This window comes from Pseudoalteromonas sp. 11L1 (assembly GCF_055397545.1).
In genome coordinates, this window is record NZ_AP041141.1 from 2,754,035 (window position 1) to 2,769,135 (window position 15,101).

Here is a 15,101-nt window from a genome sequence, read left to right on the forward strand (position 1 = left end):
TAAGCCCGTTGTGTGCTACCCACGTAAAAAAACTTAGTTTTTATGAGGTGTTATTATGAAAGACTTTTTATCACAACGCATCGCCTGTCCACATTGTGGACACCATATTCATTTAGATCTCGATGCCAGTATGGGCGATCAAGACTACTATGAAGAATGTAGTGCCTGCTGTAACCTTATACACTTGAACATGCATATAGACTATGCACGTAACAAGTTAGAGTTACATGTGGACAGCGATGACGAACAAATATTTTAGCTATGTTGGCGCATGTAGTTTTCAACGGTGTTTATAATTGTGTAGGTTTGCTGGTCGACTTCAATATTGAACTCATCACCCACAACGGCTTCACCTAAATTAGTTATATCGAGTGTTTCTGGTATTAGATGCAACCAAAAGCCAAACTCATCAATATTACCCACCGTTAAACTTGCACCATTAACAGATACAAATCCTTTGTATAGCACATATTTTTGCCATTTTTGTGGCAGGCTGAGCTGTATTTTGTAGTTGTTTTCTAACTTCACTATTTGCGCAATTTTTGCGGTGCAATGAATATGTCCAGATACAATATGTCCACCCAACTCAGTACCAAATGACACTGAACGCTCGTAATTAACTAAACTACCCAATTCCAGTTGCCCAAGATTAGTTAGCTGCAGAGTTTCGTCAATAACATCAAAATGCACTTGAGCAACCACATCGTGATTACTTAGCTCTACTTTTACCACAGTCAAACAGCAACCATTTATAGCGATGCTGGCACCTAAGTCTAAATGCTTCACGTATTGCTCATTGACAGAAACTACCAGACGCAATACGCCCTGTGCATGGGTTTTAGAAACTACCGTTGCTTGAGTTTGAATAATACCGGTAAACATAAAAATCGCTTCTATTTCTTACAAAGTGCTAGTTTAACGTATCAAAAGACAAAATCATTCACTTAATAGCACTTATTCATGGTTATTTTCACCACCAAGATGAATTAAATACAAACACCGACCACCAGCATAGCTTGGCTGATCACAATAGATTACAATGCGACTATGTTTTTCTGAATAGCTGTTTTTTATGACTTTTTGTAGTTGGGAAGCCAAACGTTTACTTTCTCTTGCCGTTCCCGTTTTTTTAGCACAAGTAACTTTAGTATTAATGTCTGTGGTTGACACCATTATGGCCGGACAAGTGAGCCCTACCGATTTAGCTGCACTATCAATTGCAACGGGAATATGGAACCCAATTTTATTAGCAATACAAGGGATTTTATTAGCATTAACGGGCGTTATTGCCCAATTCGCTGGTGCTAAAGATCGTAACGGCATCAGCCATTATTTTCAGCAAGCCCTTTATTTAACACTCCTTTTAAGTATTGCTGGTTTTAGTGCGGCGCAGCTTGCCAATACTGTTATTTTACAGCTAAACACCACCCCAGCAATTGCTGGACTTGCCTTTGACTACATTCATTTTGTTAAGTGGGGTGTGTTTGGCTTTTTAATTTTTACCGTTTATAGAAATATGACCGAAGGCATGGGGATGACCAAGCCTGCATTTTATATTAGCCTACTAGGGCTTGCGGTAAACATTCCACTCAATTATATTTTTATCAATGGCTTATTTGGCCTACCAGCTTTTGGCGGAGCCGGTTGTGGTATTGCTACCGCACTCGTATTTACTGTTATGGCCATTGCGCAGGTGACTTATTGCCAGCTCAGCAAAAAAGTAGACGCCAAAGGCTTATTAGCGGGCTTTGAAAAACCAAACTTTAAAACCATAGGTATTATTACCAAACTCGGTATTCCTATATCACTAGCCACTTTTTTTGAAGTAACCTTGTTTGCCTGTATACCTTTATTTATTGCGCACTTAGGTGCGGTGGCTGTGTCTGGCCATCAAATTGCAGCCAGTGTTACGGCACTATTATTTATGATGCCTCTTAGCCTCTCAATTGCAATTAGCATACGAATTGGTAATTTATTTGGGCAAAATCATTTAGACCAATTAAAAGTAGCCGTGTCTACAAGTTATATTTTAGCGGCAATTATCGCCCTATTTATCGCTTTTATTACTTTTATAGGTCGCGATGTGATTAGCCAGCTTTATAGCGATAGCCCTGCGGTACTCGCACTTGCTTCATCAATTATGATTTTAGCCTGTATTTATCAACTTCCTGATGCATTACAAGTAGCTGCAAATGGTATATTGAGAGGCTTAAAGCACACAGCCCCTATTTCTTATATTACTTTTATCTCTTATTGGTTAATCGGCTTTAGTTTAGGCTACGTATTAGCAAGAACAGACTTAATAGTGCCAGCAATGGGCCCGCATGGTTTTTGGATAGGCATTATCGTTGGATTATCAGTTGCAGCTGTACTACTGATGCTGACAGTGCATAGGCGATTTAAACGTGAACCATTTATTCTCTCTTAATCAATCTATAACTACCACACTGCCACTTAAGTGGTTACTGGCAGTGTGTTGTGTCTTACTTTTTGGCTGCTCAAAGCAGCCCAGTGAGGCAAATAAAACTTACTTGTCTCGCTTAAGTAGTACCTTTCAAGTTCCCGAGCCAAAGAGAAATCCACTGCAACAACTCACGTTAGTCGCGCCTAAAAATACCTTTCAGCCCGCAATTAAAATTGGTATAACTGAACTTGCTGGTATTAGCCAATGTAAACTGAACGTTTTAATAAGCGAGCATAATAATCAGTTAGGTAAAACGGCCACCGCTGCTAGTCAATTGAAGTACCAAATAGATTTTATTCAAAGCGCGCAAAACTGTTTAAATAGCTTGGATAAACAAAGCAAGATTTACAACAAAATTGCTGCGGCAAAAACTCAAAAACAAGCTCAGCTCACTCAGTTTTTCAACAATATGTTATTTAGTGAACCCGAGCTCAACAGCAGTTGGCAACTAACCGGCCAAGAGCTCAGCACTCAACCGGCTGGGTTTAGCGACACAGTTGAGGGGCTTAAAAAGCTAACTACCATAAAACAGCTAATAGAAAACCAAAATAATATGGCAATAAACAGTGATGATATTTTGTCAGCGCTTGAGCCGCTTAACAAATACGAGTTTAACCAACAACTTATTCAAGCCGCACGTGAACAAATTAGCTTAAATCATGCGGCCACCCAGTTTGTAAATACTTTAACGCTAGAAGATATATGCCCAAAGGGTAAAAACAAGCAGCAAGCTAAAATTGTCAGTAATATATTCAATAAATATTACTTGAAACAAATTCAGCCTTATCAAGCGCAGCTTAGTGGTTATTTAGAAACATTGCAGCCGCTGTATGTGCAGCTGTGGTTTAATCAAGCAGTAAGCAGTGAAGAGATAAATGCTCTTCTTGACCCAAACGCTAAAAACTTACTCGCTCAGCTAAAATCGTCAGCAAAAGAGCATGTTATATGGTGGCAAAAATTTTATAAAACGTGTGAAATCAGTCCAATATGAATAAAAAAACGGCAAATAAACTCAAATAGCATAAACATGCTTGATTCACTCCCCATCACGCTATATATTAGCGACCGTTGTTAAGCAATTAACAACTCTTAAATACATGCAATACGACTGTAGCTCAGTTGGGCGAGATTGGACCGAAGCGAAGCTTCGCAGCCGAACGAGGTGGAGGCAGGACGCCGACAGGATGAAGCTTCATGGACGAATTAAATAGTATGTAGACTTATAGTACGACTGTAGCTCAGTTGGTTAGAGCACTACCTTGACATGGTAGGGGTCGGTGGTTCGAATCCACTCAGTCGTACCAAAATTAGTAAATAATGTATTTAAAGTACGTTGAAGGAAAGAGCACTACCCACTCTTGATCACCCGGTCGGTGGTTCGAATCCACTCAGTCGTACCAAATATACTTCACCCCTAAAAGTATATTTAATTTAAGAATTTAAAATTGTACGACTGTAGCTCAGTTGGTTAGAGCACTACCTTGACATGGTAGGGGTCGGTGGTTCGAATCCACTCAGTCGTACCAATCTCCATATCTATAAAAAAGAAAAAGCACTACCTACTCTTGATCACCCGGTCCAGAGGTCAGTGGTTCGAATCCACTCAGTCGTACAAATTCAAAAAAAGAACGTAGGTCGGTTAAGTGGCGAAGCCACGCCACCCGACATTGGTGACCCCCGACCCCAAACATCACCCAACATAAAGCAAAACCTGCACCGATATTGATTAATATCCAACATCGTCGGATGACGCCTTCGAATTATCCAACATTGTCGGATGACGCCTCTGGCTTATCCAACCTACGTTAATTATTGGGGACGTATGGGAAACACCCACATATAAGGTATTAATTATTCCCCACACCAATTACGGTTGTATATTCCTGATGCAACCGCTTTATGAAAGCTTGAATAAGGCCAATCAATCACCCACTCAACCAAACCATGTTTAAGCGGGTTAACATGCACATAATTTACATGCTGCCAATAATCACGTTCATCAACAATAGTATGCTCCCAAAAACGGCGTTGCCAAATCCCTCGTTCATTTTTATTAACGCGTGCAAGTGGTAAATGTTCGTTTTTAGGCAAGCCTTTAGAAAAACGTTTTTTAATTTCGCGCCAACGGCCAGAATAATCGCTATCACCTTTGGGTAAAGTTAACACTGCATGCATATGATCAGGCAACACTACCCACGCATCAATATAAAATGGTTTATGCATTTTTACCCAGCGCACAGCCTCACGCAATAAATCAATATGCTCAACCAGTAATGATTTTTTACGATCCTGCAAATTAACCGTAAAAAAATACGTTACTCCTGGTTGATAATTTCGACGATATCTCACAAAAAATCTCCTTATAATAAACGACTAAACATCGTCGGATGACGCCTCCGGCTTATCCAACCTACGTTAATTGTTGGGAACGTAGGTCGGTTAAGTGGCAAAGCCACGCCACCCGACATTGGGTAATCCCCCAATATCAAAAACACTCCAAAAAAGCGCACTCGATCTACACTTGCTTAATAAATATCAAGTAACATCCATTTAATCACCCTGCAAAGTTAGAATTTATTGCTTGATAATTCATACTATGTTAACAAATAGACTATCTTATAAATTAATATATCAAAAGCACGCTAAGGAAGGATTTAACTATGAAGTTTGTTACGCTCATTTTACTAGCCTTACTTGGTTTTTCAGTTGAAGAAGCTCATGCAAAAACTGTGGTAAAAGTAGGTGGCTATGAGTTCCCTCCTTATATAGAAATTGTTGATGGGCGTGCTTCTGGTCTTACCGTTGAATTAATAAGCGAGCTAAATAAAATACAGCCTTCTTATCATTTTGAATTAGTACTAACCACACCCATTCGTCGCTTTAAAGATTACCAAAATGGCCTATTCGATTCGATTTTTTTTGAGAACCCAGATTGGGGATGGCTACAGGGAAACAATGTAATTAGTAACTCCCCTGTTGTAGCCATAGATACAGAAGTATTTATTGCTTTAAAGCAATTTGCCAAGTCTCAAGCCTGGTTTGATAACTTAGCAGATAAAACCTTGGTGGGTATTTTAGGCTACCATTATCCGTTAGCTAATTACGAAAGTAGCCCCTCAGTTCTTGAAAACGAATATAAAATGACTTTATTAAGCAGCCATAAAAGAAGTATTGAATTAGTATTAAAAAAACGCAGCGATAGCGCTATTGTTACTCGTTCTTACCTAAATCAATACTTTAGCAAGTATCCAAAAAGCAAGCGTTTGCTACTTGTGTCTGAGAGAGTGGCACAAACCTATAATCATCAGTTATTACTTCGCCCAAACCACACGCTAGATATAAGCACCTTGTATAAATGGGTAAAGCAAGCACTCACGCAAGGCAATATTGCAGCTAGGCTAAAGCAACTTGGGCTTCAACATTCACCTCTAATTACACCTTTACTGCAGACTAGCCAAACAAATACTGCTAATTAATGGCAGTAACTAGAAAACTTACTATTCTCATCATTTGTCGCAAACTCAACTAAAGTCATCAGTAAATCACTGTGCTTATGAGTAAACCCAGTATTAGCAAGACGTTTTTCTAAATAGGCGGTAAAGTTCTTTCTCTGCTGATGTTGGCTTTGTAGCTTAATTAATAGTTCTGACTGTTTTTGGTTAATTAATCGTGTCTCGTATATCGGGTCTTCATCCGGCCAATTCTCAACTGGAGAACCCTTTTGTTGAAATACAAAATCACTCAACGAGCGTTCTATTTCATTATAATCATGCCCACCTAGCAGTTTTTCTATCTCTTTTAGTAAACTTGAGTACAAAACCCGAGGAAACAGCTTGTAAAAGTCATGATTTTTGAAAGACTCACCAGAGGGCGTTTGTTGCCAATTTTCAAAGCTTGCTCGTAAAGCATGCACCAATATACGACCAACATAATGGCTTTTTTGAAACGAGACGCCTTGTGATTCTAATCTCGATAAAACATGGTTTAATCGTTGCTTTAAACTGCGTACTTCTAATTGAAGTTCGCTTTTTTGAGCCTCTAGTAATTGTATTTCGTCAGCACTTGTTGTTATTTTTTGTTCTAATTTATTTATTTTGACTTGCGCACCATGAAACAAATTACGTGTATCTTTGAGCTCTGCCAATACACTGGCATTTTGTAATTTTATAGGCGAACTATCATCACCTGTATAGGTTATGGTTTGTTTACTGTTTATTAATGCTTCGTTTAACGCCTGCTCTAATTTACTGTCTATTACTTGGCCAGACTTACTACCTTTTAGCAAGTTGGTTAAAGTTAAAGAAATATGTTTTTGATACCAATTTTGGATGTGCTCACACTGCACATCAGATAAATTAGCAAACGGATTATCTTCACTTATTGGCTTATTAGCCATAAAAGTTCCCTCTAGTAAAAACACCTATAATTATCATACCAATTGCATTAAATTAGTGTTCTATTATGGCGCCTGAAAATAACGTAATAACAAGACGAAAGCTATAACATATAGTTATTCTATATAAATAACTTTACGCAGTAAGTGTGCCATTTAATACGATAGAATGATCATTTTTAAAAATCGGTATTGTGTCATATTTAAGTTAAGTTACTTATTTTTGTATATTAATAGCTATCGCTTTTTAAGGCTATACTTATATTGTTTGAATACTGAGAACATTTAAGTTGTTTATTCCAGATAACCCACTAAACTTAAGTGCACATATAAAAATGCATTATCCTTATGAGAATATTTTTAGTCGTTGCCTTACTTTTATCCTTCTTTACTTACGCAGATCCTGCGCCTGTAACCTACAATGTTGACGATAAAAATATTACTCTTCCAGGTAAAAAATATAAAAGTGGTTATGGCTATAATCTAAATGCTGATACCGTACTTCGTTTAGTTACACTCAACTGGCCTCCTTATATAGACGATAACCTATGCAATAAAGGCTGGCTTTACCAGCTTACAGTTAGCATGCTGGTTAAGCGTGGTTATGGCGTTCATATTGAGTTTTACCCTTGGGCGCGTGCAGTTCGTGAAGCAGAGCTAGGCAAAGCCGATATATTATTCCCTGAGTACTATATTGCCGACGACGTCATATCTGAAAATATTTTAACCAAAACACGCAATCAGTTATTAGCGCTATCAGAACCTATTCCAGGTGGCGATTTATCGTTTGTTGCACTTAAAGATCACACCATTGACTACGATGGCAGTATTAACTCTGTAAAAAATCGGGTTATGGGCGTAGTTCGCTCATATAAAAATAGTGACGAACTCGATGAACTGATTAGCCAAGGCAAAGTAAAAACCATTGTTGCAAACAGTGAGTATCAACTCATTCACTTGCTTTTAAACGGTCGCGTCGAGCTTATTGTTGCCGATTTAGAAGTACTTAAAGCCAGCGTTTACAAGTCACCTTTATCAAATAGAGATAAAAAAGTGATGCTAAATGCACTCGTTGCATTATCACCAAGTATTGAGTACAAAAATCTGCATTTTTCAGTAAGTAAAGATACATCTAATTGGCAATCTATTTTAGCTGACATCAACGATGAAATTGCCATTATGCGTAAAAACAATACTTTTGAACGTTTTATCGCTCATAAAAAACAACAGTGCTATAACCTAGGGTAATTAACGATTTATTTTAAACTACATGGTAACTATAAAGCTGATGCTCTCAAAGCCATCAGCTATTATACAATGTTTAAAAATCAAATGGCGCTCTTACCCAGCCTTCCATTAAAACACGCGCGCTGCGGCTCATACTGGCTTTGCTAACCTGCCATTGGCCATTTGTAACCACCGCCTCTGCTCCCACTTTTAATGTGCCTGAAGGATGCCCAAAGTTAACTTCATTAATAGCTCCACCACCAGCGGCTACATTAACTAAGGTGCCTTTTATCGCGGCTGCTGTGCCAATAGCAACGGCTGCTGTACCCATCATTGCATGATGTAACTTGCCCATCGACATCGCGCGAACCAATATACTTATGTCGCTGGCATTTATGTGCTTACCACTTGAGGCTGTATAGTCTTTTGCTGGAGCAACAAATGCCACTTTAGGTGTGTGTTGACGTGCTTGTGCTTCATTAATATTATTAATTAAGCCCATTTTCACTGCACCATGGGCACGAATGCTTTCTAACATAGTTAACGCCGCATTATCGCTATTAATATCACCTTGCAACTCTGTACCGGTGTAGCCAATATCCGCTGCATTTATAAAAATAGTCGGAATACCAGCATTGATCATGGTTGCTTTTAACGTGCCTACGCCTGGAACTTCTAAATCATCAACCACATTACCTGTCGGGAATAACGCACCATCACCATCAGCAGGGTCAATAAATTCCAGCTTTACTTCAGCAGCAGGAAAGGTAACACCATCTAACTCAAAGTCACCGGTTTCTTGTACTTCACCATTGGTCATGGGTACATGCACTAAAATGCTTTTTTTAATGTTTGCCTGCCATACACGCACAATAGCAATGCCATTATCAGGCACTCTACCTTTATCAACTAAACCATTGCTGATGGCAAACGCGCCTACAGCAGAGGTTAAATTACCGCAGTTACCGCTCCAATCTACAAACGCTTTATCAATCGCGACTTGACCAAATAAGTAATCAACATCGTGATCGGGTTGCGTGCTTTTACTCAAAATAACGGTTTTACTGGTGCTTGAGGTTGCGCCACCCATACCATCAGTTTGTTTACCATAAGGATCGGGACTGCCAATAACGCGCAATAACAAGCTATCGCGCGCCTCACCTGCCACTTGGGCAGGCTCGGGTAAATCAGTTAAATTAAAAAACACGCCTTTACTGGTGCCGCCACGCATATAGGTCGCAGGCACTTTAATTTGTGGTTTAAACATCTGTTTTATGTCCTTATGATGCTTGTGTTGCTTCTAAAAAGTCTTGCGCAAAGCGTTGTAATACACCGCCTGCGGCATAAATAGAAAGCTCTTCTTGCGTATCTAATCGGCATTTCATTGGCACGTTTAATACCTCACCATTTTTACGGGTAATCACTAATTCTAAAGTTGCCCCTGGTGCTGGTTCGCCCTTAACATCATAGCTTTCGCTACCATCTAGGCTAAGTGTTTTGCGGGTTGTACCTGCAGCAAACTCCAGTGGTAGCACACCCATACCAATAAGGTTAGTACGGTGAATACGCTCAAACCCTTCAGCTGCAATAACCTGAACACCAGCAAGCCTGACACCTTTTGCCGCCCAATCGCGCGACGAACCTTGGCCATAGTCAGCACCGGCAACAATTATAAGCGGTTGCTTACGTTGCATGTAGGTTTCGATGGCTTCCCACATACGCGTGTTTTCACCTTCTGGCTCTATGCGCGCGTACGATCCTTGCTTCACTTCACCGTTTTCATCCAATACCATTTCATTCAATAGTTTAGGGTTTGCAAACGTGGCTCGTTGTGCGGTTAAGTGATCGCCTCGGTGCGTTGCATATGAGTTAAAGTCTTCTTCTGGCACGTTCATTTTAGTTAAGTATTCACCTGCAGCGCTGCTTGCCATAATTGCATTAGAAGGAGATAAATGATCGGTGGTAATGTTATCGCCAAGTACCGCTAATGCACGCATACCACTCATACTGCGCTCGCCTGCTAATGCTCCTTCCCAGTAAGGTGGGCGGCGAATATACGTACTCTCTGGGCGCCAATCGTATAGAGGGTCGTTATCTTCGCCGTAATCAACGGTTAAGTTAAACATTGGCTCGTATACTTTTCTAAACTGCTCTGGTTTTACGCTTTGTTTGATAACCGCATCTATTTCTTCATCAGATGGCCATAAATCTTTTAATGTTACATCGTTACCTTGTTGATCTTTACCGAGTATATCTTTTTCTATATCAAAGCGAATGGTGCCCGCAATTGCATAAGCAACTACTAAAGGTGGTGACGCTAAAAACGCTTGCTTTGCATACGGATGAATTCGGCCATCAAAATTTCGGTTACCCGAAAGCACAGCCGTTGCATATAGGTCGCGGTCAATCACTTCTTGTTGAATTTTAGGGTCCAACGCACCACTCATACCGTTACAAGTGGTACAGGCAAAACCAACAATACCAAAACCAAGTTGCTCTAACTCTGGTAATAAGTTTGCATCTTCAAGGTACGATTGCACTGCTTTAGAGCCCGGTGCCAGGGATGTTTTAACCCAAGGTTTACGCATTAAACCTTTTTCATTGGCGTTACGCGCCAATAAACCTGCAGCAATTACATTACGTGGGTTACTGGTATTAGTACAACTAGTAATAGCGGCAATAATACACGCGCCATCTGGCATTAAGCCTTCTTCATTTTCAACAACGCCCGAAATACCTTGCGCTGCTAAATCGCTAGTAGATACACGACGATGCGGATTTGAAGGCCCTGCAATGTTGCGTCCAACGCTTGATAGGTCAAATTTAAGCACACGGTCGTAATGTGCTGTTTTTAAGCTGTCGCTCCATAAACCCGCTGTTTTAGCGTAGTTTTCTACTAATGCAATTTGCTCTTCATCACGACCTGTTAAACGTAAGTAATCAATAGTTTTATCGTCGATGTAGAACATAGCCGCGGTTGCGCCAAATTCTGGGGTCATGTTCGAAATAGTTGCTCTGTCACCCAGGGTTAGTGCATCAGCACCCTCACCGTAAAATTCGAGGTAAGTCGATACCACACGTTGCTCACGTAAAAATTCGGTAATTGCCAGTACAATATCGGTTGCAGTTATGCCCGGTTGGCGTTTACCGGTAAGCTCTACGCCTACAATATCGGGTAAACGAATGTACGATGCGCGTCCTAACATTACGCTTTCTGCTTCCAGGCCGCCCACGCCAACAGCAATAACACCTAATGCATCAACATGCGGTGTATGGCTGTCGGTACCTACTAGCGTGTCTGGGAATGCAATACCATCACGGTTTTGAATTACTGGTGACATTTTTTCAAGGTTAATTTGATGCATGATGCCATTGCCCGGCGGGATCACATCAATATTTTTAAACGCAGTTTTAGTCCAGTTTATAAAATGAAAACGGTCATCGTTGCGTCGGTCTTCAATGGCGCGGTTTTTCTCAAATGCTTCAGGGTCAAAGCCTGCATGCTCTACGGCTAACGAGTGATCGACAATTAATTGTGTTGGCACAACCGGATTTACTTTTGCAGGATCGCCGCCTTTTGCAGCAATAGCATCGCGCAGGCCCGCTAAATCAACTAAAGCGGTTTGCCCTAAAATATCGTGACATACAACGCGTGCCGGATACCATGGGAAATCTAGGTCTTGCTTGCGCTCAATAATTTGGCTAAGCGCATCGGTTAGCATATCGGGTTCACAACGGCGTACTAAGTTTTCGGCAAATACCCGCGAACTGTAAGGCAGTGTGGCGTAAGCACCTGGTTTAATGGCATCTACTGCGGCCTGGGTATCGTAGTAATCTACATTTGAGCCTGGTAATGGCTTACGGTATTGAGTGTTATTAATAATGGTCATAATAAATTCGCTAATTTGGTGACGGGGTTAATCAAGACAGGCTTTAGATTTGAAGGTATATTGTTTGCATAATTTGCTAAAGCCGTAAAAGGTGAGTTGGTAACTCACCTTTGTATGGACTATATGTTTATCTTGATTCAATTGGCGTGTAGCTACGCGCATCTGGCCCTGTGTAATCGGCACTTGGGCGAATAATACGATTATTTGCGCGCTGCTCTTTTACGTGAGCTGTCCAACCGGTTACACGGCTCATTACGAAGATAGGCGTGAACAACTTAGTAGGAATACCCATAAAGTGGTACGCCGAAGCATGGAAGAAATCGGCATTACAGAATAACTTCTTCTCACGCCACATTACTTCTTCACAGCGAACTGATACTGGGTAAAGCACATCGTCACCCACTTCTGCGGCTAATTTTTCAGACCATTTTTTAATAATTACATTACGCGGATCTGACTCGCGGTAAATAGCGTGGCCAAAGCCCATGATTTTATCTTTACGCTCAAGCATGCCCATTAGTGCATCTTCAGCTTGATCAGCACTGCTAAAGCCTTCAATCATATCCATTGCCGCTTCATTAGCACCACCATGTAGTGGACCGCGTAAGGTACCAATTGCGCCGGTAACACATGAGTGAATATCAGAAAGCGTTGATGCACACACACGACCGGTAAAGGTAGAGGCATTAAATTCATGCTCTGCGTACAAAATTAGTGATACATTCATCACTTGTGCAAATAATTCACTTGGCGCTTTATCATGTAATAGCGTTAAAAAGTGTGCGCCTACTGAATCATCATCAGTTTGGGTTTCAATACGAACACCGTCATGAGTAAAACGATACCAGTAACAAATAATACTTGGGAAAATTGCCACCATGCGGTCAATCGCATCGTTTGCTTCGCTAAAGTCATTTTCCATTTCAAGGTTACCTAGCATAGAACAACCAGTACGCATTACATCCATTGGGTGTGCGTCTTTAGGGATGTTCTCTAGCACTGTTTTTAGTGACTCAGGTAAACCACGTAAGCTCTTAAGTTTAGCTTTGTACTCTGCCAGTTCGCTTGATGTTGGTAGCTCGCCGCGTGAAAGTAAAAACGACACTTCTTCAAACTGCGCTTTTTCAGCCAGTTCGCTAATGTCGTAACCACAGTAAGTTAAACCTGAGCCTGTTTGCCCTACTGTACATAATGCTGTTTGTCCTGCTACTTGGCCACGTAAGCCTGCGCCACCTAATGCTTTATCTACCATGATTTGTCTCCTGTTGAATTTTTTATTATTTGTCAGATTTTGCTGAAAAAAGGTTATCTAGCGTGTTTTCGTACGAGTGATAATCTAAAAAGTCGTAAAGCTCTGCACGCGTTTGCATGTTTTCAATTTGGCTTTGTTGCGACCCTTCATTCAAAATAGCCGAGTACACATTAAGTGCCGCTTTGTTCATAGCTCTAAATGCACTTAATGGGTAAAGCACCATTTCTACACCCACATCGCTTAACTGCTCTTTGGTATAAATTGGGGTTTGGCCAAACTCGGTAATGTTGGCTAAAATCGGCACATTAATCGCTTTGCTAAATGCGTGGTAATCAGCAAGGTCGTGAACGGCTTCTGCAAAAATGGCATCGGCACCCGCTTCAACACAGGCAGCTGCACGGTCTATTGCTGCATTTAAGCCTTCTTTTTGAAATGCATCAGTACGCGCCATAATGTAAAAATCGCTATCGGTTTTAGCATCAACTGCGGCTTTAATGCGGTCAACCATTTCAGCTTGAGTAACTATTTCTTTATTAGGACGATGACCACAACGCTTTTGCGCTACTTGATCTTCAATATGAAAGCCTGCTGCACCCGCTTTGGTCATTTCTTTAACGGTACGGGCAATATTAAAGGCTCCGCCCCAGCCTGTATCGGCATCAACTAATAATGGTAAATCGCTAGCACCGGTAATGCGGCGAATATCTTCAAGTACGTTATCAAGGCTGGTCATGCCTAAATCTGGCATACCAAATGAGGCATTAGCCACACCTGCCCCAGATAGGTAAATAGCTTGATGGCCCATTTTTTCAGCCATCATTGCGGTATACGCGTTAATAGTGCCCACAACTTGTAACGGGTGGTTATTTGCAATTGCCTGTTTAAATTTTAATCCTGCTGACATTACCTTCTCCTAATTTTGAACGGGGCTGCTCTTTGGCAGCTTAGTATTTTTTAATAATGTTACATCTGTACTAGGATATATTGACCTTTCAAGGTTTAATCCGCAAAGATCAACAGACCCTAGCTAGCCACTTCATTTTGAGTGGCTTGTAATGATTTATATCCATCAAATTTTGTTTGTATATTTGCTTGAGAAGCACTGATATGGCGCTTCATTAGCATTTCGGCGAGCTCCCCATCATGATTTTCTATGGCGTTTATAATCGCTAAATGTTCGTCAAACGCTTTCGATACGCGTGGCCCAACCATGCCCATTTGCACACGGTACATTCTTATTAACTGGTATAGGTCGTGGCATAACAAATGAATTAAGTGAGCGTTTTTACTGCCTTTGATGATTCGATAATGAAAGTCTAAGTCGCCTGCTTCTTGATAGTACGACTCACCTTCTTTAACACGCTGAGTGTGCAAATGCTGGTTGAGTAATTGTTTCAAGCCTTGAACTTCATCTGGTTCCATATTGTCGGCAGCTAACCTACATGCAAGTCCTTCAAGGGCACTGCGCACTTGATACACCTCAATTAAACGCTCTGCGGTTAATGCCACAACACGACAACCTATATTGGCTTTGCGCTCAACTAAGTAACAACTTTCTAAACGGTTTAATGCCTCTCTGAGGGTTGCACGGCTTACACCATAACGCTTTGCAAGCTCTGGCTCTGATATTTTACTGCCTTGTGCAATGCTGCCTTCTACAATTTCGCGGCGCATATCTACAAACACTTTATCGGAAGCGGTTGTAACTGCAGTGTCGTTTAAAAAGTGCTGTGTCATAAAGTTTTTTTATATTGTCGACAATTTATGGGTTAACTATGTGCTTATTAGCTAACAGTGTCAACCCTAAAAGCACTAAGAATGAGTAAAAAACCATCAAGTTGTCGACAGCATTAGCTAAAAGTATAATAATTTTTA

13 protein-coding genes and 2 tRNA genes are annotated in these 15,101 nt (G+C 40.7%); 7 read left to right on the forward strand and 8 right to left on the reverse strand.

Annotated features, from left to right (window positions below; genetic code table 11):
- The first annotated feature begins 55 nt into the window (after positions 1-55).
- Positions 56-259 (forward strand): CPXCG motif-containing cysteine-rich protein, encoded by a 204-nt coding sequence (locus ACZ5WS_RS12895; RefSeq protein WP_008464077.1) that lies wholly within the window; start codon positions 56-58, stop codon positions 257-259.
- On the opposite strand, the gene ACZ5WS_RS12900 is transcribed toward ACZ5WS_RS12895, so the two are convergent.
- Positions 256-882 (reverse strand): riboflavin synthase, encoded by a 627-nt coding sequence (locus ACZ5WS_RS12900; RefSeq protein WP_054200746.1) that lies wholly within the window; start codon positions 880-882, stop codon positions 256-258. The genes ACZ5WS_RS12895 and ACZ5WS_RS12900 overlap by 4 nt on opposite strands.
- Before the next feature lie 190 nt (positions 883-1,072).
- Between ACZ5WS_RS12900 and ACZ5WS_RS12905 the strand changes: the two genes are divergently transcribed.
- The 4 genes from ACZ5WS_RS12905 (at position 1,073) to ACZ5WS_RS12920 (ending at position 3,990) form a co-directional block, all read left to right on the forward strand.
- Positions 1,073-2,428, forward strand: coding sequence for an MATE family efflux transporter (locus ACZ5WS_RS12905; protein WP_198523037.1), 1,356 nt, complete (start codon positions 1,073-1,075; stop codon positions 2,426-2,428).
- Complete coding sequence (locus ACZ5WS_RS12910) at positions 2,406-3,455, forward strand: DUF3080 family protein (protein WP_464708925.1); 1,050 nt, start codon at positions 2,406-2,408, stop codon at positions 3,453-3,455. Before ACZ5WS_RS12905 ends, ACZ5WS_RS12910 begins: the two co-directional genes overlap by 23 nt.
- Before the next feature lie 236 nt (positions 3,456-3,691).
- Positions 3,692-3,768, forward strand: a tRNA-Val gene (locus tag ACZ5WS_RS12915).
- A 145-nt stretch (positions 3,769-3,913) separates the two neighbouring features.
- A tRNA-Val gene (locus ACZ5WS_RS12920) sits at positions 3,914-3,990 on the forward strand.
- A gap of 325 nt (positions 3,991-4,315) precedes the next feature.
- On the opposite strand, the gene ACZ5WS_RS12925 is transcribed toward ACZ5WS_RS12920, so the two are convergent.
- Complete coding sequence (locus tag ACZ5WS_RS12925; protein WP_464708927.1) at positions 4,316-4,813, reverse strand: REP-associated tyrosine transposase; 498 nt, start codon at positions 4,811-4,813, stop codon at positions 4,316-4,318.
- A gap of 311 nt (positions 4,814-5,124) precedes the next feature.
- Here ACZ5WS_RS12925 and ACZ5WS_RS12930 point away from each other — a divergent pair, with 311 nt between their 5' ends.
- Entirely contained in the window at positions 5,125-5,940 is an 816-nt protein-coding gene (locus tag ACZ5WS_RS12930) for an amino acid ABC transporter substrate-binding protein (protein WP_178955818.1), read from the forward strand.
- Here the strand turns inward: ACZ5WS_RS12930 and ACZ5WS_RS12935 are convergent.
- Complete coding sequence (locus ACZ5WS_RS12935) at positions 5,937-6,860, reverse strand: hypothetical protein (RefSeq protein WP_178955816.1); 924 nt, start codon at positions 6,858-6,860, stop codon at positions 5,937-5,939. The two genes, ACZ5WS_RS12930 and ACZ5WS_RS12935, sit on opposite strands and share 4 nt — an antisense overlap.
- Positions 6,861-7,205: 345 nt before the next feature.
- Between ACZ5WS_RS12935 and ACZ5WS_RS12940 the strand changes: the two genes are divergently transcribed.
- Positions 7,206-8,105, forward strand: coding sequence for a substrate-binding periplasmic protein (locus ACZ5WS_RS12940; protein WP_178955815.1), 900 nt, complete (start codon positions 7,206-7,208; stop codon positions 8,103-8,105).
- 73 nt (positions 8,106-8,178) lie between these two features.
- On the opposite strand, the gene prpF is transcribed toward ACZ5WS_RS12940, so the two are convergent.
- The 5 genes from prpF to ACZ5WS_RS12965 all read right to left on the reverse strand — a co-directional run bounded on the left by prpF (position 8,179) and on the right by ACZ5WS_RS12965 (position 14,963).
- Positions 8,179-9,351, reverse strand: a complete 1,173-nt coding sequence (prpF, locus tag ACZ5WS_RS12945) for a 2-methylaconitate cis-trans isomerase PrpF (protein WP_464708930.1) — start codon at positions 9,349-9,351, stop codon at positions 8,179-8,181.
- A 13-nt stretch (positions 9,352-9,364) separates the two neighbouring features.
- Positions 9,365-11,974: a Fe/S-dependent 2-methylisocitrate dehydratase AcnD gene (acnD, locus tag ACZ5WS_RS12950; RefSeq protein ID WP_464708934.1), complete on the reverse strand. Its 2,610-nt coding sequence runs from the start codon at positions 11,972-11,974 to the stop codon at positions 9,365-9,367.
- Between the two features lie 127 nt (positions 11,975-12,101).
- Positions 12,102-13,226, reverse strand: a complete 1,125-nt coding sequence (gene prpC, locus ACZ5WS_RS12955) for a bifunctional 2-methylcitrate synthase/citrate synthase (RefSeq protein WP_464708935.1) — start codon at positions 13,224-13,226, stop codon at positions 12,102-12,104.
- Positions 13,227-13,251: 25 nt separating this feature from the next.
- Positions 13,252-14,130, reverse strand: a complete 879-nt coding sequence (gene prpB / locus ACZ5WS_RS12960; RefSeq protein WP_178955812.1) for a methylisocitrate lyase — start codon at positions 14,128-14,130, stop codon at positions 13,252-13,254.
- 119 nt (positions 14,131-14,249) lie between these two features.
- On the reverse strand, positions 14,250-14,963 hold the full coding sequence (locus tag ACZ5WS_RS12965; RefSeq protein WP_464708937.1) for a GntR family transcriptional regulator: 714 nt from the start codon (positions 14,961-14,963) through the stop codon (positions 14,250-14,252).
- Positions 14,964-15,101: the final 138 nt, after the last annotated feature.

Coding starts and splice junctions, on each gene's coding strand:
- ACZ5WS_RS12895 (WP_008464077.1), top strand. CDS start 56: ATGAAAGACTTTTTATCACAACGCATCGCCTGTCCACATTGTGGACAC.
- ACZ5WS_RS12900 (WP_054200746.1), bottom strand. CDS start 882: ATGTTTACCGGTATTATTCAAACTCAAGCAACGGTAGTTTCTAAAACC.
- ACZ5WS_RS12905 (WP_198523037.1), top strand. CDS start 1,073: ATGACTTTTTGTAGTTGGGAAGCCAAACGTTTACTTTCTCTTGCCGTT.
- ACZ5WS_RS12930 (WP_178955818.1), top strand. CDS start 5,125: ATGAAGTTTGTTACGCTCATTTTACTAGCCTTACTTGGTTTTTCAGTT.
- ACZ5WS_RS12935 (WP_178955816.1), bottom strand. CDS start 6,860: ATGGCTAATAAGCCAATAAGTGAAGATAATCCGTTTGCTAATTTATCT.
- ACZ5WS_RS12940 (WP_178955815.1), top strand. CDS start 7,206: ATGAGAATATTTTTAGTCGTTGCCTTACTTTTATCCTTCTTTACTTAC.
- prpF (WP_464708930.1), bottom strand. CDS start 9,351: ATGTTTAAACCACAAATTAAAGTGCCTGCGACCTATATGCGTGGCGGC.
- acnD (WP_464708934.1), bottom strand. CDS start 11,974: ATGACCATTATTAATAACACTCAATACCGTAAGCCATTACCAGGCTCA.
- prpC (WP_464708935.1), bottom strand. CDS start 13,226: ATGGTAGATAAAGCATTAGGTGGCGCAGGCTTACGTGGCCAAGTAGCA.
- prpB (WP_178955812.1), bottom strand. CDS start 14,130: ATGTCAGCAGGATTAAAATTTAAACAGGCAATTGCAAATAACCACCCG.
- ACZ5WS_RS12965 (WP_464708937.1), bottom strand. CDS start 14,963: ATGACACAGCACTTTTTAAACGACACTGCAGTTACAACCGCTTCCGAT.